Source organism: Rathayibacter iranicus NCPPB 2253 = VKM Ac-1602 (genome assembly GCF_003149025.1).
GTDB lineage: Bacteria > Actinomycetota > Actinomycetes > Actinomycetales > Microbacteriaceae > Rathayibacter > Rathayibacter iranicus.
This window is the reverse complement of sequence record NZ_QGDV01000006.1, coordinates 116,400-142,390: the sequence shown is the minus strand read 5'-3', so window position 1 is coordinate 142,390 and position 25,991 is coordinate 116,400. Positions and strand designations below refer to the sequence as shown.

Below are 25,991 nucleotides of genomic sequence, written 5' to 3'. Positions count from 1 at the left end.
CATGGCCGTGCCCTCCGAACTGCAGTACACCTCCGACCACGAGTGGATCCGTGTCGACGGCGACGTTGCGACCGTCGGTATCACCGCTTACGCCGCTGACAAGCTCGGCGACGTCGTCTTCGTCGAACTCCCCGAGGCGGGCTCCCGCGTCGAGGGTGGCAGCATCGTCGGCGAGATCGAGTCGACCAAGTCGGTCGGTGAACTCTTCGCGCCGGTCGATGGCGAGGTCGTGGAGGTGAACCCGGCCGTCGTCGAGAGTCCCGAGCTGGTCAACTCCGACCCGTTCGGCGAGGGCTGGCTGATCCAGGTCCGCGTCGAGGCGCTGCCGGACGGGCTGCTCGACGCCGCCGCCTACGCCGAGCTGGTCGGCGAGTAGATGGCCGCCCCTCGGACCCCCGGCGCTTTCGAGTCTCGCCACATCGGGACCGACGCCGACGCCCAGCGCACCATGCTCGCGACCCTCGGCTACGACTCGGTCGATCAGCTCGTCACTGCGGCCGTCCCCGAGTCGATCCGGATGCGGGATCTCGACCCGGTTCTCCCCGCACCGGCCACCGAGACAGAAGCCCTCGCCGAGCTGCGGGCCCTCGCTGCGCGCAACACGGTGCGCCGCCCGCTGATCGGCCTCGGCTACTACGGCACGCACACGCCCGCTGTGATAAAGCGGAATGTGCTCGAGAACCCCAGCTGGTACACGGCCTACACGCCGTACCAGCCCGAAATCTCGCAGGGGCGCCTCGAAGCGCTGATCAACTTCCAGACGATGGTCGCGGACCTCACAGGGCTCGACACCGCGGGTGCGTCGATGCTCGATGAGGGCACTGCGGTCGTCGAGGCGATGCTGCTGGCGCGCCGCGTCTCCAAGGCCCGCACCGATGCGTTCGTCGTGGACTCTGACGCGCTCCCACAGACACTCGCGCTGCTCCGCGGCCGGGCGGAGGCGGTCGGGATCCGCATCGTGGAGGTGCCGCTCTCGCGCACTGCACCGGAGGAGGTGCCGGAAGCGTTCGGCGCTCTCGTGCAGTATCCCGGCGCGTCGGGTCACCTGTGGGACCCCTCCGCGGTGCTCGCCGCAGTGAAGGCGCGTGGCGGGCTCGCCGTGGTTGCTGCCGACCTGCTCGCGCTCACCCTCGTCCGCTCGCCGGGCGAACTCGGCGCCGACGTCGCGGTAGGCACCACGCAGCGCTTCGGTGTGCCGCTGGGCTTCGGCGGACCGCACGCGGGCTACCTCGCCGTCCGCACGGGGTTGGAGCGCCAGCTGCCCGGGCGCCTCGTCGGCGTCAGCCAGGATGCCCAGGGCCACCCCGCCTACCGTCTGTCGCTGCAGGCGCGCGAGCAGCACATCCGCCGCGAGAAGGCGACCTCGAACATCTGCACCGCGCAGGTGCTCTTGGCCGTCATGGCCGCGATGTATGCCGTGTACCACGGGCCGGAGGGGCTTGCGGCGATCGCCGAGCGCGTGCACACGCGGGCCGCGCTGCTGGCGCGCCTCCTGCTTGACCGCGGCCACTCCCTCCGGCACGCCGACTTCTTCGATACGGTCGCGGTCATCGTCCCCGGGGGAGCGGCGGCGGCGGTCGCCCGCGCCCGGGAGGCCGGATTCGACGTGCGCCTGGTCGACGCGGACACCGTCTCGGTGTCGATGGACGAGACAGTCACCGACCTCGAGGTGATCGCCGTCGCGACCGCGGTCGGGCAGCTGGATTCGTCCTTCGGCTTCATCGGCGGCGCAGCGCGAAGCATCCCTGCCGAACTCGACCGGCGGACTCCCTTCCTCGTGCACCCCGTTTTCAACTCCCACCGCAGTGAGACGTCGATGATGCGCTACCTCAAGCGCCTCGCCGACCTCGATTACGCGCTGGATCGCGGCATGATCCCGCTCGGCTCCTGCACCATGAAGCTCAACGCCGCCACCGAGATGGAGGCGGTCAGCTGGCCCGAATTCGCGAATGTGCACCCCTTCGCCCCCGAGTCCGATGTGCAGGGCTCGCTCGCGCTGATCGACCAGTTGGAGGGGTGGCTCGCGCACCTCACCGGTTACGACTCGGTGTCGCTGCAGCCCAACGCGGGCTCGCAGGGCGAACTCGCGGGGCTCCTTGCGATTCGCGGCTGGCATCGCTCGAACGGCGAGGCTCACCGCACGGTCTGCCTGATCCCCTCCAGCGCGCACGGCACGAACGCGGCGAGCGCGGTCCTCGCGGGCATGCGGGTCGTGGTGGTGGCCTGCGACGAGCTCGGCGACGTCGACCTCGACGACCTGCGCGCGAAGATCGCCGAGCACGCCGGCTCGCTCGCCGCACTGATGATCACCTATCCGTCCACGCACGGTGTGTACGAGCACGAGGTCGCCGCGATCTGCCAACTCGTCCACGGGGCTGGCGGTCAGGTATATGTGGACGGCGCGAACCTCAACGCGCTACTGGGCTTCGCCCGCTTCGGCGACTTCGGCGGCGACGTCTCGCACCTCAACCTGCACAAGACGTTCTGCATCCCGCACGGTGGCGGAGGGCCGGGCGTCGGCCCCGTCGCCGCGAAGGCGCACCTCGCTCCGTTCCTGCCCGGGCATCCGCTCGCCCAGCGGCTCGAACACAGCCTCGGGCAGCACGGTGATCGGATTGTCCACGGCGGCGCCCCGGTCTCGGCGGCCCCCTACGGCAGCCCGGGCATCCTGCCGATCTCGTGGGCGTATGCCCGGATGATGGGCGAGGAGGGGCTGCGGGCTGCGACCGGGGCCGCCGTCCTCTCGGCGAACTACGTGGCTGCGCGGCTCCGCGAGCACTACCCGGTGCTGTACACGGGCGAGAACGGACTGGTCGCGCACGAGTGCATCCTCGATATCCGGCCACTGACGGCGGCGACCGGAGTGAGCGTGGACGACGTGGCCAAGCGGCTCGTCGACTACGGCTTTCATGCGCCGACCATGAGCTTCCCCGTCGCGGGGACGCTGATGGTCGAGCCGACCGAGAGCGAGGACCTCGCCGAGATTGACCGGTTCATCGACGCGATGATCGGGATCAAGGCCGAGGCCGACCGCGTCGGCGCGGGGGAGTGGCCGGCGGACGACAATCCGCTACGCGGCGCCCCGCACACGGCCGAGTGCCTGGTGGCCGAGGAGTGGACGCACCCGTATTCCCGTGCGGAGGCCGTCTACCCGGTCCGCTCGCTCGTGCGCGGGAAATACTGGCCGCCAGTTCGCCGGATCGACCAGGCCTACGGCGACCGCAACCTCGTCTGCGCCTGTCCGCCGATCGACGCCTTCGCCTGATCGTGTTCGCAACCGAGGTTGAGTCGGCCGCTGGAGTGGTTTTCTGCCTTTCCGCCGAGTCTGGACCTCGGTTGCGAACATCGGAGCCTCCTCCACAGCCCCGCTGAGGCCTCCGAGTGTCGCGGAGGAGGGCTTCGGCGCGTTCGCGCGGCCTGTCGGTGGCCATCGTGGAGTGATGGATCGGTTGTGGCAGGTGCTCCTCGAGCAGCACGGGGTGGCGACGACGGCGCAGTTCGCCGCGTCAGGAGTGTCGGTGCGGACGTTGCAGGGCGCGGTCCGGGAGGGTGCCGTCCTGCGGCTGCGGCGCGGCTGGTTCGCTCTGCCGTCGGTATCCGAGGACGAGCGTCGTGCCGTGTCGCTGGGCGGAGTGCTCACCTGCGGGTCGGCTCTCTCCGCGCGGGGCCTGTGGGTGCTCGATACGGGGCGGCTGCACGTCGCTGTCCCTTCGCATTCGTCCGAGCGCCGTGGAGGTCCGGGTGTGACGCTGCACTGGCGCCGGTTCGAGGGCTGCGGTGTCGAGACGGCGTCGCTTGACGGCGTGCGCACCTCTCTTCTGCACCTGGTGAGTTGCGTCGACGGTGAGGACGCGCTGATGACCCTGGACAGTGCGGTGAACTCGGGGACCATCCCTCTCGACGATCTCCTCGCCCTGCGCCCGCTCGCTTCCGCCGGGAGGCAGTGGGTCTTCGGCGAGATCGATCCGCTCTGCCAGTCCGGACTCGAGACGCGGATCCGCCGGTGTGGTCGGCGACTGGGCGTCCGGGTGCGCACGCAGGTCGTCATCCGCGACGTCGGGAGGGTCGATGTGATTCTCGGGGATCGGCTGGTCGTCGAACCGGACGGGCGCCGCTTCCACTCCGGGTCAGTGCAGATCGAGGAGGACTACCGACGCAGCCTCGAGCTGACGGCGCAGGGCTACCTCTGTCTCAGGCTGTCCTACCGGCAGGTGGTGTCGTCGTGGGAGCGGACGGAGGCGGCCATCGCGGCGATGCTTGCGCGCGGGGAGCACCTCTGGCCGGCTCGCAGACGGGTCGACCGTGAGTAACCGAGGTCAGACTGCTCCAGGAAGCGTGTTGGGGGCCGCTGCGCGCGGTTCAACCTCGGTTGCGAACAGTCAACCGGCCAGAGCGGTCCGGCGGCGCACCCGGATCATCCGTTCGAGATCATCGATGGACTCGATCAGCAGACGCGTTCCGGGCGCAGGCAGCACCCCGCGCCCGAGCAGGGCCCGGCTCCGGGCGAGGACGTCGTGCCCGTCGGTTGCGCCGAAGGGGAACAGCTGCTTCATCATCTGTCGGCCGATCTCGAACGAGCCGGCCCGCCAGATCTCGGGCAGCCGCTCGAAGAATGGGTCGACGAACGGATCGAGGAGAGCCGAGTCCCAGGCGATTCGGAACCCGCGGATCAGCCAGGCGCTCTCGGCGTTCGAGAGCTGTCCGGAGTCAACCGCGCGCCAGGCGTCAGCCTTCGCGTCCGGATGGGCCACCGCGGCGAGAGCCTGCCGCCCGCGCACGGCGGCGAGCGCCGACGGGACGCTCCGCCGCTCCGTCTCCACCCGGCGCGCTGTCTCGTCTCGGTCGGAGCTGCCCGCCGCGAGCCCGACGATCACGTCCCAGCGCAGCTCGGCATCGTCCGAAAGCGCACCCGCTCCGCCGTCGAGCAGGTCGGCTGCCCAGGCGCGGGCGGCGGGCGAGAGACAGAGATCGGCTGCGGCGTGCGCGAGCTGACGACGGTGGTCGCCGTCGGGCGGCGCGGCCGAGACCAGCCGGAGGAGGAGGTCGCCGCCCGATTGCGCGGTGTGGCGTCGCGCGGTCGAGGGCACCAGCTCGCGAAACGCCGGCCGGAGGACGTAGGTCAGCGCCGAGAGTGTGGCGCTCGTCTCGTGGAGGATGTTGCGTTCGAACAGATGGACAAAGGTCGCCAGATCCAGATCCGCGTCGCGGGTGGCGTCCCAGAGCGCGTTCCAGGTCACCGCCCGCTCGAGCGCCGACTCCACGCTCGAGAGGGCGGGCACGAGCGCCGCGATGCTCCTCTCGTCGAGGCGCAGGCGGAGGTAGGCGGCGTCGTCGCCGTTGAGGAGGACGGCGGCCGTCTCGGGCGGGAGCGGGGCGGAGTGCACGGCAGCCGCGCCAATCTCTAGCTGTTCGGTGCGCACAGGCCGTAGCCGGCCGGTGTCGAGCCGGTACGCGGTCGCCGTGAGGCTCTGCGGCGCGCGCACGGTGAGGCTGACCGGGAACGCCTGATCGAGCTGGAGGACGTCGCCCTCGTCCGTCGTGACGCGGCGCGCGCGCACGGTCCCGATCCCCGCCTGATGGAGCCAGGCGCCGGTCCACTGGTCGAGGTCGTGTGACGTCTGCTCCTGCATCGCGGCGACCAGATCGGCGAGTTCTGCGGAGCCCCAGGCGTGGCGCACGAAGTAGGTGCGCAGCGCCCGGTTGAACGCCTCGCGTCCGATTAGGGCTTCGAGGGAGCGGAGCACGCTCGCCCCCTTGGCGTAGGTGATGCCGTCGAAGCTGGTCTCGGCGTCGACGGCGGTCTCGACGGCGGTCGCGATCGGATGGGTGGTGGGGTATTGGTCCTGCCAGCTCGCCCACGACTTGTCCATCGTCGCGAAGCCGACCCAGCCGTCCCGCCACGCCGTGGCCTCGCTGAGCGCCTCGTAACTGAGCAGTTCGGCAAACGCCTCGTTCAGCCACAGGTCGTCCCACCAGCGCATCGTGACGAGGTCGCCGAACCACATGTGTGCCAGCTCGTGCAGCAGCACTTGCGCGCGGCTCTGCCGTCCGGCTTGGGAGACCGCGGAGGGGGAGAGGTGCTCGTCCTCGTCGAACGCGATCGCGGCCGCGTTCTCCATCGCGCCAGCGTTGAACTCGGGGAGGAAGACGAGGTCGAGTTTCGTGAAGGGATACGGCTGCCCGAACCGCCCCTCGTAGTAGGCGATGCCCTGCTCGACGGTGCTGCGCAGGTCCTCCAGGGGCGCGAAGGCGTGGAGATCGGGCCGGCTGATGATGCGCAGTGGGAGGTGGCGGGCGCCGCTGCGGATCGGATCGAGTTCGGTGACCGCGAGGTCTCCGGCGGCGATGGACACGACGGAGGTCGGCAGCGCAGGAGTCGGCTCGAAGATCCGCACGCGCGGGTCGTTGTTGGCGAGTGGCGTGTTCGACACCACGGTCCACGCGGGCGGCGTTCGGAGCGTCCACTGGAACCGTGCCTTCAGGTCCGGCTGGTCGAAGGCGGCGAAGACGTGGTGCGCATACGCGGGCTGGAGTTGGGTGTACAGCGTCACTCCGCGCTCGTCCTCCACGCGGTGCAGGCCCTCCCCATTTCGGCTGTAGGCGCAGCGACCGACGACGCGAACGACGTTCTGCTCGCGGAGGTTGTCGAGCGGGAGCCTGCCGCCGGTCAGGGTCTCTGGCGCGAGCGGCACGCCGTTCACCTCGACCTCGCGCACCTCGTCGGTGCGGAACTCGAGGAATGTGGCCTCGCCGGGCCGCCTGCAAGAGAAGGAGATCGTGCACGAGGAGACGAACCAGTCGGGACCGCACGAGACGTCGAGTTCGATCCGATAGCGGACGTCGTGGACGAGGTCAGCCCGCTCCCGCGCCTCGCCGCGAGTCAGTGGAGGCGGCGCGTCAGTCATCGCCGCCTCCCGACGTAGTGAGAAGTGCTGCGTCTCGGTGCCGCCGCTCGGCGCGCGCGGCGAGGATGATCGGCCCGGCAAACGACTGCGAGTCGAGTGTGGGGTCGAGTGACTTCACCTGCCCTTCAATGGCGAGCAGGGCCGTGAGCGGGAGGATGAACCCCGTATCGGCGTACGCGCCATAGCGCCGCTGGAGCGCGAAGAGGCGTCCCGCGAACGCGACGAGCGAGAAGTCCCGGGCCCGCAGCCCGGTCATCTCTGAGACGAGGACCGCCATCTCGCGCCGGAACGCGGCTTCGGCGTCCGGGGTCAGAGTGCGGGAGGAGGCGCTGAGCGCGCGGTCGGCGCACAGCTCGGGATCGTCCGAGACGACTCCGTAGAAGAAATCGGCGAAGCCGAGCCGGGTCTCGTCGTCGATCCTGTACGAGAATCCGGCGTCGACGATAGCCAGGCGGCCGTCGGGCAGGAGCCACCAGTTTCCCGGGTGCAGATCGCAGTGCACGAGGCCCGAGCGGAAGACCATCTCGAACACCGCCCGGGTCAGCGTCTGCGCCTGGTGCCGCCGCTGGGCGAAGGTCTCCTCGACCGGATCGTCCTGGCCCTCCAGCCACTCCATCACCAGGTGCTCGTCGTCCGACTCCGCCTCGATCACTCGGGGCAGCCGGACGGGCAGTCCCTCCTCGAGCCGCTGCAGCTCGGTCAGGGTGCGACCCTCCCGACGCAGATCGAGCTGGCCGAGGACGATGACGCAGAGGTCCTGGAGGAGTTCGAGGACCGGCGCGCGCAGCCAGGGCATCGCTGTCCGGGCCGCGCGGGCGAGCGAGGAGACGAGGTGGACATCGGTACGCAGCGCCTGGGCGGCGTCGGCTCGCAGCGTCTTGATGGCACGGGGGCCGTCGGGATGCTCCCGCTTCACGACCGTTGCCACCGAGCCGTGCTCGATGCCCGGCGAGTCGGCACCGGAGGCGGCTCCTCCGCGGGCGAGTGCTCGCTCTAGAGCCGCGCAGACGACGTCCGGGAGAACATCCCGGCGGGTGGACGCGAGCTGGCCCAGCTTGACGAACGCGGGGCCCGCCTCCCAGAGCACGAGGGCGAGAGCGTCGGTCGCTCCGCTGCGCCGGCGGACGGCGAGCACTCCCGACGCCACGAGCACACGGGCACAGGAGACGAGTAGCCCGACGGAGCGTCGCGCGAGCCGACCGCGGGAGGGGGTGGCGCCGCTCATGCTCGGGCTCTCCGGTACTCCTCGGTCGCGACGCGGATCGCGGAGCGCAGCGAGTCGGGCACCGGAAGCGGCTTCGGGACGTCGTTGTGGTGGCTCCGGGACAGCCAGGCGACGGTCTGCTCGGAGGTCGCGACGAGTTCCTCGATCTCGCCGCCGACCCGCCAATAGTCAAAGCGCATCCGCATCCGGTTCTGCACCGGATCGTCCGCCTTGAGCCGGATCGCGACCCGGTCGAACGGCCAGAGTTCCGCGAGGAACTGCGCGCTCGCCGACACGGTGACCAAACTGACCTCGGCGCCGAGCGCGGCCAGGACCTCCGGCGCGTGCCCGACGAGGAAGAGTTCGCGCACGGTGCCCTGCCACTCAAATAGCCGCGCGAAGTAGACGTTGCCCGTCGCGTTCGTGTCACCGAAGGTCACCGTGTGCACGTGCTCGAAGGCCGGCGCGTCGAAACGATTCACGAGACTTCCAGCCGAGACGCCCGCAGGGGAGCGAGGTCGGCCGCCGACGGAGTCGGGACGGTCACGGCGAAGAGATGCTCCTCACGCTCGCGGAGGCGGACGGGTCGGGTGACGACGAGGTGGCTGCCGAGATCGACGACGACCACGTTCCCGTCCTCGCCGACCGAGGCGAGCGTCGCCGGCGCGTCGCGCTCGAGACCGAGCTTGATCCGGCACTCCTCGACCGCCCAGGCGCGGCTGCGGCTGGTCCGCCCCGGTTCTCCCGTCGCCGCGGCGATCTCTCGGGCGAGCTGCTGGAGCGCGGGCGCGAGCACATCCGTCGGCGCCTCGGAGCGCAGCGGGGTGACATCGACGCCGACCGCCCACGGAGCGTGGGCCACGAGGGACAGGCCCTCCGCGTGGGCGATGCTCACGCGCCCGCCGGCGGCGGTCAGGAGGGGCGCACCGTCGACTCTGCGGGTGAGCCCGGGCGCTGACCCGTCCAGGATCTCGTTCTCCACCCCGTCCGGGAGCAGTCGCTCCAGCGCCGTCTCGACGCGCGCCTCACGATCGGCGCCCGTCGTCACGACGACCCGCGTCAGGATCGACCCGGTCACTTCCTCCACACCGCGCTCCAGGAGCGGCCCCACCAGCGAGGGCGACCAGGCGGCGGGAACAGGAGTCGCGCCGACGGCGATGAGCCGCAGACCCTGCCAACTCTCGATCAGCCGACCATCCGCCGTGCTGCGGGTGAGGTCGACCACGAGCACACCGTCGCGATGTGAGCGTTGACGCGTGGTCAGCACGGTGGGCTCTGTCCCCTCGTCGCGGGCGGGGCCGATGCGGATGCTCTCGATGGCAGTCGGCAGCATCCTCGCCTCGGGAACGGATGCCTGGGAGGCGTGGATCATCGCATCGCGGATCCCGGGGTCGCCCAGGATCAGGCGGCTTGGGAGGTATGCGGAGAACCACGAGGGCGCCCCGCCGGCCGCGATTCGTGCGGTCGTGACGTCGGCGTGGATCCCGGCGAATCCGGTGACGTGCCGGAACCGTGGGCCGTGGAAGAGGAGGTCCTCGTAGAACTCGTCCGGGACGTCCTGCGCTGCTCGCGGCACTGTCCCGAGTGGGCGCGCCGCTCCCGTCCCCTCGTCGCGTGTCGAGCCGCGCACCAGGACTCGGGCGCCGGCGTGGTCAACGGCGAAGCCCGTCTCGTCGGTACGGATGCGGATGTCCACCAAACCGTCCGCGCCGGCGAGAGCGGCGACGCGCAGGCGGCGGCGCTCGCCGTCGGCCACCGTTACTGCGCGGCTGAAGCGGACGTCGGCGAATCCAGTGGGGCGCTCGCCGGTGAGCCCGAGCACAGCCTGAGCCATCGCCTCGAGGAGCAGTACCCCCGGCACGACGGCCGTGCCGTCCGGCGTGTGCTCGGCGAGGTAGGGGTCGGTGCCCCAGGAGAGTTCCGCCTCCGTGACGAGTTCGAGACCGGCGGTGTGCACGAGGGGCTGTTCGAGGAAGCGCAGGACGGGGAGCGAGGCGCTGGGATCCGGAAGAGTGGGCGGCGTGCCGAAGCGCGAGGCGAGGACGACCGGGGGTCGGTGGCCGGTCTCGAACCGCCGCAGCTCATCGAGGAAGGCCTCGACGCCGTGCTCGACGCTCAGCGGAGTCACGCCCGCGCGGGCGAGCTGATCGAGCACCAGCAGCGACGAGCCCATTCCGTCTCCGGACCACGCGCTCCACTCGATCGTGCCGATGCCGGCTTCGGGCCAGGCCGCCGAGAGCGTGGCGAGAGAACTCTCCAGCCAGCCGTTCGCGAGCGCGTAGTGCGCCTCGCCGTGCAAACCGATGCGCTGGATGATCGAGCCGAATCCGACGATCACCGAAGGCGCCCGCGTGAGCATGCCCGGCAGCAGGTCGAGGGCGCCGCACTTCGCGGCCACGGTGCGCTCGACCTCGTCGCGGCGCAGGCCGTCCAGGGCGGTGGGCGTGTTGACTCCGCTCGCCCAGACGATCCCGGCGACGCGGCCCAGCTCGGACTCGATCCGCTGCATTGCGTGCTGAAGGTGCGCCGCCTCGGCGACATCGGCGCGGTAGTAGTGCGCCTGCAGGCCCTCTGCGCGGGCACTCGCAAGCACGGCGGCAATGTCGGGATCGTCGGGGTTGGTGCGCCCGATCATCGCAAGCACCACGCCCAGGCTGCGCGCGGCGGCGAGCCCGCACGCGAGTCCGATGCCGCGAGCGCCTCCTGTGACGACGAGGACGTCGCCCGGAGCGAGTCGTCCCCTCCCCGGGGCGGGCCGGTCGCTGCCGATCCAGCGCAGGTCCGACTCCTCCAGGCTGCCCGCAGCATCCGCTCGCAGCTCGACGAACCCTGTCGCCGATTCCACGCGGTGGCGGGCGGCCGTGAGCGCGTCGCGCACGACGCTGGCGCTCGCGCCTTCGAGCGCGGAGACGTCGAGCGTCGCGGCCACGATGTCCGGATACTCGTGCTGGAGCGACTTCACCGCTCCTGCGCCGTCGCCCGGATGCAGGACGAGTAGCCGCGACGGGCGGGCCGCAGCGGCGCGCGTGAGAGCGGAGAGGTACGCCCAGGCCGCGGCCGGGGTGTGCTCGGAGGGGGCGGAGAGGACGATGGCAGTGCGCCCGGCGGAGCGGGAGCCGCTGAACACGGAGGTGAGGGCGCCGGCAAGGGGACCTGTGGCGTCACGTCCGCTCTGCTGGATCGTCCAACCCTGGTCCCCGCTGGCCATCGGGGTCGACGGCGTCCAGCGCGCGGCGAACGGCTCCACCCAGGAGCGGACGCCGCTGACCGTCTGCACGACCTCCGCTCCCGCCGCTCCGGCGAGCAGATCGGCGAGTTCGGCGACGCTCGCTCCGACGACCTCTCCCGGAGCGAGCGCCGACGCGACGCCGAGCCGACGCGCGGCTGTTGCGGCGATGGAGGCCGCTGTCAGCGAGTTCAGGCCAAGGTCGGCGAGGAGGCGGGAGCCCGGCGTGATTGCGGATCCGGGCAGTTCGGCGATCTCGGCGATGACCTCGGTCACCACGCGCAGCGGATCCGCCGCCTCTGCCGCCGCGGGCAGGGGAGCGTCAGCGACAGGCGCGAGCCGCGGGAGAAGAGGAGCCTGGGCCACCGGGGCGTCCACGACAGGAACCTCGAACACGGGCGCGTCGAGCACCGGCGCGAGCGGCACCGGAGCATCCCGCGCGGCACCCGGAGCGTCGAGCACCGGCGGGTGCTCCGCAGCGACAACCGGAGCCGCCGCAGCGGCGCCCACGCGCGACTCGCACGGGTTGACGAGGTACTCGTGGGCGCGCAGCGGATCGACGGCGCTCGCCCGACGGAGGGGAAGCAGCTGCGACCAGTCCACGTCGGATCCGACGACGTAGGCCGCGGCGGCGACGACGAGCAGTTCCCGCGCCGATTCGCTCCCGATGTCGGTGCTCACGACCGGCACGCCGACCACACCCTCGGCTAGGCGGCCAAAGACGCTCCCCGGCCCCGCCTCGATCACGAGATCGGCGGAGCGAGCAGCCTGCTCCAGCGCAGCCTCGAACAGCACCGGAGCGCTCACCTGGCGTGCGAGCAAGTCCACGAGATCGGTGTCCTGCGCCAGGTCGTCGCCGGTGACGCTCGAGACGACTCGCCGGTCGAGTGCCGCAAAGGGGATCTCGGCGAGCGCGGCGGTAAAGGGGGCGACCGCCGGAGCCATCAGCGGCGAGTGGAAAGCATTCGACACACCGAGCCGCGTGGTCCCGATGCTGCGGCCCCTGGCCCGCATCTCGAGCGCGTCGAGCGCCTCGGGCGGGCCGGCGAGCACCGTGCGTCGGCGTCCGTTGCGCGCGGCGACGGTCAGCGGGAGGTCGCCCGCGAGGGTCAGAGCCGTGGCCGCATCGGTCTGCACGTCGGTCATTCCGCCGGGCTCCGTGCAGAATTCGGCCATTGCCGCCCCGCGGCGTGCGGCAAGTGTGACGGCCTCCTCGTCGCCGAGCGCTCCCGCCCACGCGAGTGCCGCGACTTCGCCGATGGAGTGCCCGACCGCGCTCGACGCCGCGATGCGGAGTCGTTCGAGGATCCGTGCCGCGCGCAGACTCTGCCGGACGATCGCCGGCTGAGCGACGGCAGTGCTGGCGCCGGGGAAGGAGGGGGAGGCCAGCCCCTCGACGCGAGGCCCGCCGAAGCGACGCCCGGCGAAACCATCACTGCTGCGCACCGGTGCCGCCTGCCCGGGGAACAGAAGGACGATCTCCGGGTCGGGCCGGGCCACGCCGAGGAAGACTCCGCCGACCGGATCGATGAGTGTGGGGCTCTCGAGAGTTGCGACATCGGCCAGTGCGGCGAGTCGGTCCAGCGCGGCGCCCGTGTCCATCGGTCCGCTCACGAGGACGGCACCGCGGACGAAGCCGCCGCCGGGGCCTCCTGAACGCACCAAGAAATCGTGTACCTCCGCCATGCTGCGATCGGCGAGGCGTCGAGCGGTCTCGCGGGCATGCACCGCGAGGTTAGCGAACGAGACGGCGCCGAAGGCGATCACCTCGACGTCCTGCGGGTCGATCCGGCGGCGGCGGGGCGCGGGAGTGCGTGACCCGGCCGAGCGCAGGGCCACGTGCGCATTGATCCCGCCGAAGCCCATCGAGCTCACTCCCGCCCGAATCTCCCGGTCCTCTGGCGCGGGCCGAGGCTCGCGCGTGATGCTCAGGGCCGACCGCGGGTCGGTGAGGATCGGCAGCGGATCGACGCAGGCGGTGGCCGGCGGGATAGTGGCCGAGTCCAGCGCCGCGATGGTCTTCATCATGCTGGCGATTCCAGCCGCCGCTTTGGTGTGTCCGATGTTGGCCTTTACCGAGCTGATCCAGGCCGGCCGTGCCCCGTCACCGCGCGCGTTGGCGATGGCCCGCAGCTCGGTGGCGTCACCGACGGCGGTCCCCGTGCCGTGCCCCTCGTAGAAGTCGACGGATGCCGGCTCCCAGCCCGCGCGGGCGCAGGCCTGCTCGATGGCGCGGGTATGGCCCTCGTCTTCTGGACGGGTGGTGCCGCCCGCGCCGTCGGAAGTCACTCCCCAGCCCGAGATGATCGCGAGCGGACGCACGCCCGCGCGTTCGGCGTCCTCCGCTCGCATCAGCGCGAGAAAGCCCGAGCCCTCCCCGGGCCAGAAACCCTGCGAGCGCCGGTCGTAGACGCGCATCAGCTCCGGAGCCAGCGCTGTCGCGCGCGAGAAGCCCACCAGCTCGTATGGGTCGATGCTCAGGTCGACGCCGCCGACCAGGGCGATGTCCATCTCGCCACGGACCAGGGCTGTGGCGCCCGTGGTGACCGCCAGCAAAGAGGAGGAGCAGGCGCCGTCGACGGTGTAGCCGCCGCCGCCGAAGTCGAACACGTTGCAGATGCGACCAGCGATCACATTGGCCATACCGCCCGCGAGAGTGTCGCTCGTCGGCTCGGCGAACGACTGCTTGTAGGTTGCCTCCGTCGCCGCCACGAGCCGCTCGCGCTCGGCGGCTCCCACTCCCTCGGCCGCGAGCGCGGTCGCCAGCGACCGGGCGACGTACGGCCAGCGCAGCCGCAGCGTGTTCGCCCGCGCGAACTCGCCGCCCATGCTGTTGCCGACGATGACGCCCACGCGCTCCTTCGGCACCGTGCCGAGGACGCCGTCCAGCTTCGCGACGACCCGGCCGACGACGTCGAGCGCCAGCCACTGCGTCATATCCGTGCTTCGGAACGTCTGCCCGCTCACCTGCTGGGCGAGGCGGTCGAAGGAGTAGCCGGTCAGTAGGGCCGCCACGGGGGACGAGATCAGATCCGCGTCCTCGGCCGTGCCGAAGTACTCCGGAGCGAGGCGCTGCGGCGGGATGCGTCGGAACGAGCGCCGCTGCTCCAGCGCGTTCGTCCACAGCTCGGCCGGCGAGGAGGCGTCCGGGTACTCGCAGTCCATGGCGACAACGGCGATCTCGTCTCGGTGCATGCTCTCTCCTTCGGGGGTGGGCACGGGCTGGTCGGTCAGCGCCGCGTGCGGGTCGGCTCGGCGGTGCGGGTCGGGGCGCTGCCGCTCTGGCCGCTCCGCTCGGCGTGCAGGAGCGCCTGGCGCACCCGAAGCTGCCAGCGGCGATAGGCACCCGGATCGTTTTCGGGATCCAGCCCCTCGAGCGCGCGATCGTGCAGCGCGAGTGCGTCCTCAAGAGGCAGGCCGATGAGCGCTGCGCCCGTCCCCTCCATCGCGGCCGAGCCGACGCCGCCAAAGGAGCGCGCGCGGGCGGCGCGGAGAGATCCGACCGCCACGTCCACGCCGTGCTCTCCTGCGGCGAGGCGCAGCGAGGACGCGGTCGCGACCGGGCAGCCCGCGTATGTCAGGGCGAGGCCGAGTCCGGTCCAGAGTTCGCCGCGCCGCTCGGGAGCGACGGAGGCGATGGCGGCGGGAATCTCGTCGCCGTCGAGGACGAACCACAGTGCCCGGCCCACCCCCTGGTCGACGTGGATCCGTCGCAGATCGGAGGCAGAGCGCGGGGCGCGGACGCTCGACCAGTGCTCGGCGCCCCGGGCGAAGACGCGGGAGAAGCCCCAGCCGTCGTCGATCAGCGCGCGCAGCAGCGGGTCCCAGCCCCGCCCGGGCTCGGGCGGACGGCGGCGCAGGCGGTCGTAGGCCCAGCCGACACCGGCGTGGAGCGTGTAGGGATGGGAGGAGCCGAACTCCTCCAAAAGCGCCCGTGCCCGCGGCCCGGCACCGGCCGTCAGGGTCGAGCGGGGGTCGAGCAGGTCGAGCATCGTCCGAGCCATGGCCGCGCCCTCGACGGCAAAACCGAGGTTCTCGCTGGCGACGACGGCCTCGAGCCGCGAGTGCAGGCCGCCCGGGCGTGCGCCGAGAGCGGCCGTGTAGCCGGCGGCGAACGAGACGGCGGCGGTGTCCGCGGCGGCGATCTGCGTCGGGTTCCGCAGCGTCGTCGAGCGTCCAGAGACCCGGACGGATTCTGGTCGGAGAGTGAGAGCGTCAGAGAGCTTTCGAGCGCCAAAGACCTTTCGAACCCCAGAAACTTGTCGCACAAAGACGGAGTCCGAAGAGAAAATTCTCGCGACAGCCGATGTTCCTCTGCGCCGAGTAGTCGACGAATAACTCACGGACATCCCCCGATCTACTGTCCGAAGGCATCCCCATTCGGCTTGTTTCGGCCTATGTCTATCGGCGCTCTCTCGGCCTGTCAAGACGACGGCCATGTCCTGTCTCTTTTCTTCGAGAGGCGGGGGAGTGGCTGTCTTCACAGTGGAGGGAGATCAATGTTTCGGCCCTGTGAACAATCTATGCGAACGAATAGAACGGCAAAAAAGTTCTTGACTCTGGACTCGATGTCCCAGCACTCTGGAGCCCACGCTGAGCGCAGAGGGGTGCTCTAGGGGGGAATGGTCGAAATGGTCGGACTGCTACGCCGCAATACTGCTCGGCTCGTCGCTGTCGGGACCTGCGCTCTTCTGGTTTCCGCGGTGGTTGCACAGCAGGCTCCGGCCGCGGTCTCCTCCGACTTCGCCTTCTCCGCCCAAGACCTCCAACCGATCCGTCACGGCATCTGGCAGAGCGTTCGCGAAGTGCCGCCCGCCTTCGACCACGTCGCGGGCTGGGTCTCGGCAATCGGAGCGGCCGTCAGCCTCTCGGACGCCGACGGCGACGGGCAGGACAACGACTCCTGCCTGGTCGACCCGCGCACGGACACCGTCACTCTCGCGCCCGTCCCGGGCACGGCGCAGCGATTCGCGCCCCTGGAGCTGCGCCCCGGCGGCGCCGTCCCCTACGAGCCGGTCGAAATGGCCCCCACCGGCTGCCTCCCCGGCGACTTCGACGAGGACGGCAGGATCGACTATCTCGTCTCGTACTGGGGCCGCTCGCCCGTCCTCTTCCTCCGGGCCGCCGCAGAACTCGGCCCTGAGGCCTTCGTCGCTCAGGACCTCGTGTCTCCGGCCGAGGGCTGGGCGACCGAGACGGCGACCTCGGCCGATCTGGACGGTGACGGTCACCTCGATCTCGTCATCGGCAACTACTTCCCGGACGACGTCGACCTCCTGGGTCGTACCGGGAGCGGGCCCGAGGAGGCGGCGCACGCGATGCCGACCTCAATGTCCGCGGCATCGAACGGAGGCGTCAACCGGGTCTTCCGCTTCACCGGAGCCACCCCGGCGACCGAGTCGACCCCGCCGTCGGTGGCTTTCGAGGAGCAATCGGACGCGTTCACCGAGCAGGAGGCCAGCGGATGGACGCTCGCTCTCGGCGCCCAGGACCTCACCGGCGATGCGCTCCCGGAGCTCTATGTCGCCAACGACTTCGGGCGCGACTACCTGCTGCACAACGTCTCCACCGTGGGCCGGATCGACTTCGACTCGGTGGAGGGAGCCCGTACCGTGGACGACCCCAAGTCGACGATCCTCGGCCACGACTCCTTCAAGGGGATGGGCGTCGACTTCGGCGACCTCAACGGCGACTCCTGGACCGACCTGTTCGTCAGTAGCCTCGGCTCGCCCTACGGGCTGGTCGAAACGCACCTAGCCTGGGTCAACGACGGCGAACCGGAGCGGATGGCCCAGGGCGCCGCCCCGTTCACCGACCGGGCGACACAGCTCGGGCTGGCCAACTCGGGTTGGGCGTGGGACGCGAAGTTCGGCGACTTCAACAACGACGGCCCGCAGGAGCTCCTGCAGAGCACGGGCTTTGTCCGCGGGGACAAGCGCAGCGGCTGGCCGCAGCTCCAGGAACTCGGGACTGCGCAGGACGGCCGGTTCGAGGACGTAGCCAACTGGCCGGACTTTAGCGCCGGTGTCGACATTTCGGGGAACGAGCCGGATGCCTTCTTTACGAGGAGCAGCGATGGCATGTGGGCGAATGTCGCCGCGGCCGCAGGCCTGGACAGCCGCGTCCCCAGCCGGGGCGTCGCCACCGCAGACGTGGACGGCGACGGCGATCTGGACGTGGCGGTTGCCAAGCAGTTCGCCCCCTCGACTTTCCACCTCAACGAGTGCCCGAACTGCGGGTCGGGCCTGAACCTGCGCGTCGTGCTCGAGCCAGGCTCGGTCGGAGACAGTGTCCGCGCGGTGCCGCGGGCCGACGCGGGCGGCATCCTCGCCTCCCCGGCGGTCGGCGCCGTCGTCTCGGTCCCGGATCGCGCCCCCCAGCAGATCGACGGCGGGAACGGACACGCGAGCGTCCGCGCCCCGCAAGCGCACTTCGGGCAGGGCGATGCCGATGGCGACACCGAGGTCACCCTGTCCTGGCGGGATCGCGACGGCAGCCGGCAGACGGGGACGATCACGCTCCCGCCCGGCTCCTGGACGCTCGTACTCGGATCGGAGACAGGACGATGACCACTCTCGATGACTCCCGCGTCGACGCGGCACCTCGCGCCGCAGCCGCGCCGCCCGCACCGGTCGCCCAACGCCCGCCCGCTGCCGCCCCCGCGAAGGACCTCCGCGTCGCCGCGCTGGTGCGATTCGCGGTCTCGATCACCGTGCTCACGGTCGTCGGGCGGGCCTTCCTCGGCTTCGAGCAGTCCTGGACGCAGTGGCTGGTGTCCCTCGCCTCCGCCTACGCATTCGAGCTGGCTTTCGAGGCGATCGACGCGAAGGCGACAGGGAGGCGACCGGCGTTCGCGGGCGGTGGCCGTGCCCTCGTCGTCTTTCTCCTCCCCGCGCACATCATGGGCTCGGCGATCGCCCTACTGATCTATCCCGGTGACCGCTACCTCGAATTCGTCCTCGCGAACGCTGTTGCGGCGGCCTCGAAGCTTCTCTTCCGCGTGCCCGTGGGAGGTCGCTGGCGCCACGTCCTCAACCCCTCCAACGCCGCGATCTCCGTCATGCTGCTCTTCTTCAGCTGGGTCGGACCGGCGCCCCCGTACCACTTCACCGAGAACGTCTCGGGGATCTGGGACTGGATCGTGCCGGCGATCCTGCTCAGCACCGGCCTGCTGCTCAACATCAAGCTGACCCGGAAGTGGCCGCTGATGCTCGCCTGGTTCGTGGGTTTCGTGCTCCAGGCCCTCGTGCGCGACGTATTCCTCGGCGACCGCTTCGCGTCGATCATGTCGGTGCCGATGGGCACGGCATTCGTGCTCTTCACCTGCTACATGATTACCGACCCGGGGACGACACCCACGAAGCCGGGACGGCAGTGGCTGTTCGGGCTCTCGATCGCGGCGGTCTACGGCGTGCTCGCGGCACTCGGAGTGCCGTACGGGCTGTTCTACTCGCTCACGCTGGTCTGCCTGGGTCGGGGGATCGGGCTCGGAGTCCTCGCGCTCGTGCGTCGCCGACAGGCGGTTCCCACCCCCGCCGCGACGTCCGTGCTCGCCGTTCCCTCGGCCCGCCCCACACCCCTTCTGGTCCGCGAGTGAGCGTGCACCCGAGGGTCCGCCGGCTCCCGATGCGCGAGCTGCCGACGACGATCCGCAGGATGCGCGGGGATCTCCCCGCGGCGTTTCGTGACCTCTCTTCGCGCTTCCCCGAGGGAGTTGCTCTGCCGCTTCCCGGCAAGGACATCGTGGTACTCGGCTCGGCAGGCGCGCAGCGGCGAGTGCTGATCGAGAACGCCGCCAACTACGTCAAAGGGCTGGGCCAGGCCGAGATCGGCGCGCATCTCGGCCCGGGTGTGCTGACCGCCGACGGCGAGGTGTGGCAGCGGCACCGCTCGCCGGTCGTCGCGCGGCTGCGCTCCCGGCGCGTCGCCGAGATGAGTGGGACCGTGCTCGCCCTCGCCGAGCGCTCCATCAGCAGCCTGGTTCCCGAGGGGGAGGCGGAGGCGGTCGTCGACCTCACCCTGCCCCTCGCGCAGTACACGCTGGACTGCCTCAGCGCAGCCTTTGATCTCCCGCCCATCCCCGCTGCCGAGGTCGTCGAGGCTCTCGATGTGTTCCAGGACGCGGCCATGTTCGAGAGTTTCACTCTCGCGGCGGTCCCGGCTCGCTGGCGCCGGCGCGCAGACGCTCGACTGCGCGAGGCGGACGCCGCGCTGCACGCTCTCTGCTCCGACCTGCTCGCGGGGCTGGGACCACAGGCGCGGAACGAGGGCTGGGCCGACGAGCCGGGCCTGCGCTCACTACTGCTGGCCGGCTACGAGACCACGGCCACCTCGCTCGCGTGGGCGGTCCTCGAGCTTGCACAAGCGCCAGAGACCCGTCACGCGATTGCTCAGGAGGCGCAGTCCGCAGTTCCCGTGCTGGAGCGTCGTGTCGCGGCGAGGTTCTTCGCCGAGTCGGTGCGGGCGCGACCGCCGGTCTGGCTGATCTCGCGGCGGGCGATGGCGGATGACGTGGTCGACGGGCACACAATCCGCGCGGGCGACGAGGTGGTCCTCCCGGTCGGCACGCCGCAGCACGAGGCCCAGGCCATCGGTCAACCAAGCGATCTGACGTTCGGCCTCGGTCCGCGCGGCTGCCCAGGAAAGCGCCTCGCCGACGTCGAGGGAACAGCATGGCTGTCCGTCCTCCTCGGGCGCTACGAGATCGAGGACCTCTCCTCGAATCCTCTCCGCGTGCAGGCTCGAATGACCCAGATACCTCGTGGAGGAGTCCGAGTACGACTCCGCGGAAAAGAAGTGCCGGGACTTATCAGCGATTCCGTGAATGGCATTGACGGAAGAAAGGATTGTCCTCGACACTGACAGCCGAAGAAGCATCCGCACTGGAGGGGGAGGGCCCCTGCGGACGACGACTTCTTCGACGGCGGATGATGCACTCTCGCATCACTCCGCTTGCGCCTCCCCGTCGGCAATGACCAGGCAACGACGAGAAGACAGGAATGAATTCATGGCAAAGACGATGATCGACAGGCTGCTCGAAATGGCGGCCCATCAACTCCCGCGGCGACGCATCTCGGACGGCACCTTTGGGTACTTCCTTGAGGCGAAGACCGTGCTCGATGTTCGAATGGGGGCGGACCCGTTCGATGAGACCGCGCCCACCGAGACCTTGGAGCTGTACACGACCGAGTGCGAGGTGCGTGTTCCCGATCCGACCATGACGGCCGACGGAACGCTCCGCTACGACCTCGAGATCTACCGGCTGATCACGGTCGGCCGCAGCCGGACCCTCTTCGGCAAGGACGTGCCAGTGAAGCTACTGGTCGGCCGCGGTGTCGACCCGATGATCCGCCCGACGTTCGGCCGACTCGAGGTGGCCGAGGACGTCGCCTTCGGCACCGAGCCCGTGACGAGCACCCAGCTGGTCAACCTGGTCCTCGAGACGCCGATGGGCTACATCCACAACCGGGAGGCGGCGGTGATGCAGTCGCAGGTCACCCACATCCCGCCGGTGAAGCTGCCCTATGTACAGCAGGGCATGGTCCCCCTCTACCTCGAGGGGAACGAGACCACGCCGGTCGCCGTCAAGCGCAAGGCCTCGAGCACGCTGGCGAGCACGATAGAGCCGGCAGAGGGGATCATCTCGGAGATCGAGGAGTTCGCCCACGCCTCTGCGGTACAGGGGGTCTGACATGGTGGACCACGCGCAGTCCCCGGTCGTCGGGTCCTTCATCGCCGGAGCGGTCACCGTCGGGATCCCCGTGCGGGATCTCGAGGCTGCCGTCACCTGGCATCAGCGCTGGATCGGACGCGAGCCCGACCTCGTGCCGATGCCCGGCATGGTGGAGTGGCGGATCAACGACGGGTGCTACCTCCAGTTCTTCGAGTCAGCGGAGGCTGCGGGGGCTGCGGTGGTCCGCCTCTCCGTCACGGATGCGCAGGTCGCCCACGAGGCGGCCCTCGCCGGCGGACTGGATATCGATCCGATCGAGGACTACGGCTTCGTGAAGTTCACGGAGTTCCGCGACCACGAGGGCAACCGCTTCGGCCTGGTCCAGGAGGACCCGAGCGAATGAGCGCCCCGGCGGCCACGGCCTCCCTCTGGTCCGACCGGCGCATCGCGGGGCTGCGGCCCGGCGGTGCGCCGGCGGCTGCCCCGGCACTGCCGGCGGAGGCGGCGGTCGTGGTCGTCGGGTCGGGCCTCGCGGGGAGTAGCACGGCGCTCGCGCTGGCTCGGCTCGGCGTCGATGTCCTGCTGCTGGAGGCGGCGGCCGACTCCTCGCCGGCGGAGGCGGGAGCAGGGATGCTCGTCCCAGCTCCCGAGGGCTGGGTGCACGCCCTGCTCCAGGGCGACGAGGAGCGCGCCGCCCGCGTGCTCGCCGTCGTCGGCGAGTCGATCCGCGCGCTCGCCGCCGAGCCGAGCGCGAGCGCCGCCCCGGCCCTGCACGTGGCCACCTCCGATCGCGAGCACGAGTTCGGGCCGATGCTCGCCGCGGCGCTGCGGCAGGAGGGGTGGCCGGCCGAGATCCTGGACCGGTCGGGTCTGCGCCGCTACGTCGACTCCCCGCCGTCCGCTCTCGTGCGCGGAGGGCTCCTGCTTCCCTCGGCCGTCGCCGTCGATCCGGCCGCGCTGCTGGCCCGTCTGCAGCTCCTCGCACGGGCGCAGGGAGCCCGGATCGCATACTCGGCCCGGGTCGAATCCCTCCGCGTGGGGGAGGAGAACGTCATGCTGACGACCACCGCGGGGACGGTGCTGGCCCGGCAGTGCGTCATCGCCGCAGGAGCGCGCAGCGCGGCCCTCCTGCCCGATGCAATGCTGCCGGTGACCGTGGCCTCCGCGCAGATGCTCGCGACCGTGCCCGCCAGGCCCGTCCTGGGGGCTCTGGTCACCAGCTCGCTCGGCGAGAACGGCGAGTACCTCCGCCAGCTCGCGTCCGGCGAGATCCTCATCGGCGGCTGCCGACGGCCCGAGGACACCCTCTCAGCCGACGAAACAGCCTCGGTCACGGCGCCCACCCAGGAGGCCATCGAGCAGGTCCTCCCGCGTCTCTTCCCCGACATCCAACTTCCGCCCGTGCGCTCGCGCTGGGCCGGCGCAATGTCCTGGCTCCCCGACGGCCTCCCGGTCGTTGACCGCGTCAGACCCGGGCTCTGGCTCAGCGCGGGCCACTCCGACGGGCTCGCCTTCGCGCCGGCACTGGCGCGCTCTCTCGCCGACGCCGTCGCCGCCGAGGACCCGGCCCTGCTCACTCCCGACTTCCGCCTCGACCGCTTTGCAGCCGTCGCGCCCGCCGTCCCGTCCGCCGAGGAGATCCTGCGATGACCAGACCCACCAGTCCGTTCGCCTACCCCGCCTACCGCAACCTCTGGTTCTCGCGGTCCGTGTCGATGCTCGGAACCGGCCTGGTGAGCATCGCGATGGTCTTCGCCGTCCTCCAGATCGGCGGCGGGCCGGCCGACATCGGGATCGTCCTCGCCGCACGCATCCTGCCGACCGGTGTCATGCTCCTCTTCGGCGGCGTCTTCGCCGACCGCCTCAACCGCCGGACGCTGATGGTCTCCGCCGACACGGCGCGCGCTCTCGTGCAAGCGACCGCGGGAATCCTGCTACTCACGGGGTCCGCGACGGTCCTCTCCCTCGCCCTGTTGAACGTGCTGTTCGGGGTGGCGACCGCGTTCTTCAACCCCTCCGCCACCGGCATCCTCCCGCATACCGTCCCGCGCGAGGTCCTGCAGAAGGCGAACGGGATGATCGTGCTCACCACCGGCGTCACCGACATCGTGAGCCCCGTCGTCTCCGCCACCGCGCTCGCCCTCGCCTCGCCCGGCGTCGTGTTCCTCGCCGACGCAGCCACCTTCGCCCTCAGCGCGCTCGCCCTCTCCCGGATGCGGATCGCCCAGGCACAGGCGCGGGGCGACCGGCCCACCTTCGGCCGCGACATCCTCGCCGGCTGGCGCCTGGTCTCCGGGACCCGCTGGCTGTGGGCCGGCATCCTCACCGGATCCGGGTACTTCATGCTCGTGGTCGCTCCGCTCTACGTCCTCGGCCCGGTCATCAGCACGACCCGCTTCGACGGTCCGTGGAGCTGGGCCGCGATCGCCGCCGCCCTGTCCGCGGGCATCCTGATCGGAGCGGTCTCGTCGATGGCCGTGCCCACCCGACGGCCCCTCCTCATCGGCACGGCAGGGCTGCTGCTCCAGGCGGTGCCCTCCGCGCTGCTCGCACTCGGCGCCGACCTGCCGCTCGTGCTCGGGGCGCAGGTGCTCGGCGGCATCGGCATCGGCTACTTCGCGACGATCTGGGACACCCTCCTGCAGAGCCAGGTGCCCGAGGGCTCGCGCTCGAAGGTCGGCGCCTACGACTGGGCGGGAAACCTCGTGGCGATGCCGATTGGTTTGGCGCTGGCCGGCCCGGTCGCCGATCTGATTGGCGTCGAGTCGGTCTTCTGGCTTGCCGCCGCCTTCGCCCTCGTGCTGATCGTTCCCCTGCTTTTCCTTGTCGAATTCCGCACCCTGAACACGGAGTCGCCACCGCTGCCCGAGGCCGAGGTGCTCCTGGAGCAGGCAGAGCGGAGCCACGCATGAGCGCCCACCGCCCCCGCCGCATCCCGCGGGTGATCCTGGTCAACGGCCTCCTCGCGCTCGTCGTGTGGTCGATCTGGAGCGTCTTCTTCGGCCCCCGCTACGCCGACCTCCTCGGCGAACACTGGCCCGTCGCCCTGACGATGGCGTTCGGCTCGCTCGTCGGCGGCGGCACGAGCGAGGGCGGGGGAGCCATCGCGTTCCCCGTGCTGACCAAGCTCCTCGCGGTGCCGGCGGACACCGCACGCACCTTCTCCTTCGCCATCCAGAGCATCGGGATGACCGCGGCCTCGCTCTCGATCCTGCTCTGCCGGATCCCCATCGAGCGCAGAGTGCTCGGCTGGGGTGCCGTGCCGGGAGTGGCCGGCGTCCTGGTCAGCACGACGCTGATCGCCCCGCTGATTCCGCTGCCGGTGGTGCGCGTCCTGTTCACGATGCTCCTTGTCTCGCTCGCCGTCGCGCTGATCCTGCAACTGCGCTCCCGGACCTACCGTCGCCACCTCGAGATCCCCGTCTGGGGAGCGCGGGAGCGGATGCTCGTCGCCGCCGTCGGCCTCGCCGGCGGACTGCTGAGCGGAGTCGCGGGCGTGGGCGAGAACACCGTGATGTTCGTCCTCCTGGTCCTGCTGTTCCGCGTCTCCGAGAAAATCACGACGCCAACGACCGTGGTGCTGATGACGATCGTCTCGATTGCCGCGTTCCTCTCCCACGTCTTCCTCGTGCAGGACTTCGAGGGCGTCGTGGTGGAGTACTGGATCGTCGCGGCGCCCGTCGTTGCCCTCGGGGCACCGCTCGGCGCGTACCTGTGCACGCTGATGTCGCCGACGACCGTCCGTGGAGTGCTCATCGTGCTCATCGCCGCCGAACTCGTCAGCACCGTCGTCTTCGTTCCCTTCACGCCGGTGCTCGCCCTGGTGAGTGCGGCAAGTCTCGCGGTGCTCTGCACCTGGTTCGCCGTCCTGCTCCGCTCGGAACGCTATGCGCGCTCGGGTGGGAGCGAATCCGTGTTCGTAACCGAGGTCGAGAGAGCCGATCGGGCGCTGTCGAGCCCTCCAGTGGCTTCTCCACCTCGGTTACGAACGCGCGGGAGCGCTGAACAGCTCCGGCCACAGGCCGACCGCCAGCGGATACCCCACGAACGAGACGATGTCGATGATCGAGTGCGCGATCACCAGGGGTAGCGTGCGCCCAAAGCGCTGATACACCAGGCCGAACACCACGCCCATCACCACGTTGCCAACGAACGGCCCGATGCCCTGGTAGAGGTGATAGCTGCCCCGCAGCAGCGCGCTGGTGACGAGGATCTGCCAGCGTCCCCAGCCGAGGTCTCCTAGCCGGGCATACAGGTAGCCGATGACGATCACCTCCTCCTGCACCCCCGCGCGGATCGCCGAGAGCACGAGGACAGGGACCGTCCACCACCGCCAGTGCTCGGGCGCGGCATTCACCGCCACGGTGATGCCGAGCGCGCGGCCGACGACGTACAGTCCGATCCCGGGCGCGCCGATGGCGACGGCCAAGAGGGTCCCGGCGCGAAGGTCGCGCAGCGGACGCGTCACGTCCAGCCCCAGCCGCCCGAGCGGCCGCGCCGAACTCTGCCACAGCAAGAACGCGCAGAGCGCCACCGGCACGAGGTCGAAGAAGAGCGCCAGGAGCTGGTAGATCAGGTCGAACGTCGGCCGATCACTCAGGGAGCCGTTGAGCGTCGCGGTCTGGTCGGCCAGCGAGGTGGAGCGGGTCAGCCGATTCGTGATCGACACGATCGAGTACACGGCGGAGGCTCCCAGCGAGAGCCCCAGCACGAGCAGGATCTCCAGGCTGAGTCTCCGCCGTGCGTCTGCGGACCCTGCGTCGTGAGCGGACACTCCGTGGGTCTCCTTCATGTCGATCTGTTGCGCATTCTGGTCCTCCGCGCAGGTTTTGTGCGGAAGAGCGCCAGGATTCCGCCGCACTGTTACCGCTGTGTAACGGTTTCTCCACGCTTTTGTGCAGATAGCAAGTCAATACATAGTGTCGTTCTCGGCATCCGCGCGACGGCCACCAGTCTCGTGTGCCGACGCCGTCGCCACGCGCA

General features: G+C 70.6%; 17 protein-coding genes. 11 read left to right on the top strand and 6 right to left on the bottom strand.

The features are described from left to right. Position 1 precedes the first annotated feature (1 nt). The 3 genes from gcvH to B0H03_RS08690 all read left to right on the top strand — a co-directional run bounded on the left by gcvH (position 2) and on the right by B0H03_RS08690 (position 4,310). Complete coding sequence (gene gcvH, locus B0H03_RS08700; RefSeq protein WP_104264310.1) at positions 2-376, top strand: glycine cleavage system protein GcvH; 375 nt, start codon at positions 2-4, stop codon at positions 374-376. After that, entirely contained in the window at positions 377-3,265 is a 2,889-nt protein-coding gene (gene gcvP / locus B0H03_RS08695) for an aminomethyl-transferring glycine dehydrogenase (protein WP_104264311.1), read from the top strand. Positions 3,266-3,440: 175 nt separating this feature from the next. Then, positions 3,441-4,310, top strand: coding sequence for a type IV toxin-antitoxin system AbiEi family antitoxin domain-containing protein (locus tag B0H03_RS08690; RefSeq protein WP_104264312.1), 870 nt, complete (start codon positions 3,441-3,443; stop codon positions 4,308-4,310). Positions 4,311-4,379: 69 nt separating this feature from the next. Here B0H03_RS08690 and pepN read toward each other — a convergent pair whose 3' ends face one another. The 5 genes from pepN to B0H03_RS08665 are packed head-to-tail and all read right to left on the bottom strand — an operon-like array spanning position 4,380 to position 15,603. Then, positions 4,380-6,905: an aminopeptidase N gene (pepN, locus tag B0H03_RS08685; RefSeq protein WP_104264313.1), complete on the bottom strand. Its 2,526-nt coding sequence runs from the start codon at positions 6,903-6,905 to the stop codon at positions 4,380-4,382. Further along, entirely contained in the window at positions 6,898-8,130 is a 1,233-nt protein-coding gene (locus B0H03_RS08680) for an AarF/UbiB family protein (protein WP_104264314.1), read from the bottom strand. The genes pepN and B0H03_RS08680 overlap by 8 nt, the downstream gene beginning before the upstream one ends. Next, the gene (locus B0H03_RS08675; RefSeq protein ID WP_104264315.1) at positions 8,127-8,591 is read right to left on the bottom strand and encodes an acyl-CoA thioesterase; all 465 of its coding nucleotides are present in this window, start codon (positions 8,589-8,591) and stop codon (positions 8,127-8,129) included. Before B0H03_RS08675 ends, B0H03_RS08680 begins: the two co-directional genes overlap by 4 nt. Continuing rightward, positions 8,588-14,530: a type I polyketide synthase gene (locus B0H03_RS08670; protein WP_104264316.1), complete on the bottom strand. Its 5,943-nt coding sequence runs from the start codon at positions 14,528-14,530 to the stop codon at positions 8,588-8,590. Before B0H03_RS08670 ends, B0H03_RS08675 begins: the two co-directional genes overlap by 4 nt. Positions 14,531-14,565: 35 nt before the next feature. After that, positions 14,566-15,603, bottom strand: a complete 1,038-nt coding sequence (locus tag B0H03_RS08665; protein ID WP_160487293.1) for a DUF1702 family protein — start codon at positions 15,601-15,603, stop codon at positions 14,566-14,568. A gap of 363 nt (positions 15,604-15,966) precedes the next feature. Here B0H03_RS08665 and B0H03_RS08660 point away from each other — a divergent pair, with 363 nt between their 5' ends. The 8 genes from B0H03_RS08660 to B0H03_RS08625 all read left to right on the top strand — a co-directional run bounded on the left by B0H03_RS08660 (position 15,967) and on the right by B0H03_RS08625 (position 25,098). Beyond that, positions 15,967-17,904 (top strand): CRTAC1 family protein, encoded by a 1,938-nt coding sequence (locus B0H03_RS08660; RefSeq protein WP_133248940.1) that lies wholly within the window; start codon positions 15,967-15,969, stop codon positions 17,902-17,904. Further along, positions 17,901-18,932, top strand: a complete 1,032-nt coding sequence (locus tag B0H03_RS08655) for an RnfABCDGE type electron transport complex subunit D (RefSeq protein WP_104264319.1) — start codon at positions 17,901-17,903, stop codon at positions 18,930-18,932. Before B0H03_RS08660 ends, B0H03_RS08655 begins: the two co-directional genes overlap by 4 nt. Further along, complete coding sequence (locus B0H03_RS08650) at positions 18,929-20,197, top strand: cytochrome P450 (RefSeq protein ID WP_127843930.1); 1,269 nt, start codon at positions 18,929-18,931, stop codon at positions 20,195-20,197. Before B0H03_RS08655 ends, B0H03_RS08650 begins: the two co-directional genes overlap by 4 nt. A gap of 145 nt (positions 20,198-20,342) precedes the next feature. Beyond that, complete coding sequence (locus tag B0H03_RS08645) at positions 20,343-21,026, top strand: hypothetical protein (RefSeq protein WP_104264321.1); 684 nt, start codon at positions 20,343-20,345, stop codon at positions 21,024-21,026. A gap of 1 nt (position 21,027) precedes the next feature. Then, positions 21,028-21,411 (top strand): VOC family protein, encoded by a 384-nt coding sequence (locus B0H03_RS08640; protein WP_104264322.1) that lies wholly within the window; start codon positions 21,028-21,030, stop codon positions 21,409-21,411. Then, entirely contained in the window at positions 21,408-22,658 is a 1,251-nt protein-coding gene (locus B0H03_RS08635; protein WP_104354304.1) for an NAD(P)/FAD-dependent oxidoreductase, read from the top strand. The genes B0H03_RS08640 and B0H03_RS08635 overlap by 4 nt, the downstream gene beginning before the upstream one ends. Next, positions 22,655-23,920, top strand: coding sequence for an MFS transporter (locus B0H03_RS08630; RefSeq protein ID WP_104354303.1), 1,266 nt, complete (start codon positions 22,655-22,657; stop codon positions 23,918-23,920). The genes B0H03_RS08635 and B0H03_RS08630 overlap by 4 nt, the downstream gene beginning before the upstream one ends. Further along, on the top strand, positions 23,917-25,098 hold the full coding sequence (locus B0H03_RS08625; RefSeq protein WP_104264325.1) for a sulfite exporter TauE/SafE family protein: 1,182 nt from the start codon (positions 23,917-23,919) through the stop codon (positions 25,096-25,098). The genes B0H03_RS08630 and B0H03_RS08625 overlap by 4 nt, the downstream gene beginning before the upstream one ends. On the opposite strand, the gene B0H03_RS08620 is transcribed toward B0H03_RS08625, so the two are convergent. Then, positions 24,991-25,800 (bottom strand): CPBP family intramembrane glutamic endopeptidase, encoded by an 810-nt coding sequence (locus tag B0H03_RS08620; RefSeq protein WP_104264415.1) that lies wholly within the window; start codon positions 25,798-25,800, stop codon positions 24,991-24,993. The two genes, B0H03_RS08625 and B0H03_RS08620, sit on opposite strands and share 108 nt — an antisense overlap. Between the last annotated feature and the right edge of the window lie 191 nt (positions 25,801-25,991).

Excerpts from the sequence above, each read along its gene's own strand:
- B0H03_RS08660 (WP_133248940.1), top strand. The coding sequence starts at position 15,967 with ATGGTCGGACTGCTACGCCGCAATACTGCTCGGCTCGTCGCTGTCGGG.
- gcvP (WP_104264311.1), top strand. The coding sequence starts at position 377 with ATGGCCGCCCCTCGGACCCCCGGCGCTTTCGAGTCTCGCCACATCGGG.
- B0H03_RS08670 (WP_104264316.1), bottom strand. The coding sequence starts at position 14,530 with ATGCACCGAGACGAGATCGCCGTTGTCGCCATGGACTGCGAGTACCCG.
- B0H03_RS08690 (WP_104264312.1), top strand. The coding sequence starts at position 3,441 with ATGGATCGGTTGTGGCAGGTGCTCCTCGAGCAGCACGGGGTGGCGACG.
- B0H03_RS08640 (WP_104264322.1), top strand. The coding sequence starts at position 21,028 with ATGGTGGACCACGCGCAGTCCCCGGTCGTCGGGTCCTTCATCGCCGGA.
- B0H03_RS08625 (WP_104264325.1), top strand. The coding sequence starts at position 23,917 with ATGAGCGCCCACCGCCCCCGCCGCATCCCGCGGGTGATCCTGGTCAAC.
- gcvH (WP_104264310.1), top strand. The coding sequence starts at position 2 with ATGGCCGTGCCCTCCGAACTGCAGTACACCTCCGACCACGAGTGGATC.
- B0H03_RS08635 (WP_104354304.1), top strand. The coding sequence starts at position 21,408 with ATGAGCGCCCCGGCGGCCACGGCCTCCCTCTGGTCCGACCGGCGCATC.
- B0H03_RS08680 (WP_104264314.1), bottom strand. The coding sequence starts at position 8,130 with ATGAGCGGCGCCACCCCCTCCCGCGGTCGGCTCGCGCGACGCTCCGTC.
- B0H03_RS08645 (WP_104264321.1), top strand. The coding sequence starts at position 20,343 with ATGGCAAAGACGATGATCGACAGGCTGCTCGAAATGGCGGCCCATCAA.
- B0H03_RS08620 (WP_104264415.1), bottom strand. The coding sequence starts at position 25,800 with ATGAAGGAGACCCACGGAGTGTCCGCTCACGACGCAGGGTCCGCAGAC.
- B0H03_RS08630 (WP_104354303.1), top strand. The coding sequence starts at position 22,655 with ATGACCAGACCCACCAGTCCGTTCGCCTACCCCGCCTACCGCAACCTC.
- B0H03_RS08655 (WP_104264319.1), top strand. The coding sequence starts at position 17,901 with ATGACCACTCTCGATGACTCCCGCGTCGACGCGGCACCTCGCGCCGCA.
- pepN (WP_104264313.1), bottom strand. The coding sequence starts at position 6,905 with ATGACTGACGCGCCGCCTCCACTGACTCGCGGCGAGGCGCGGGAGCGG.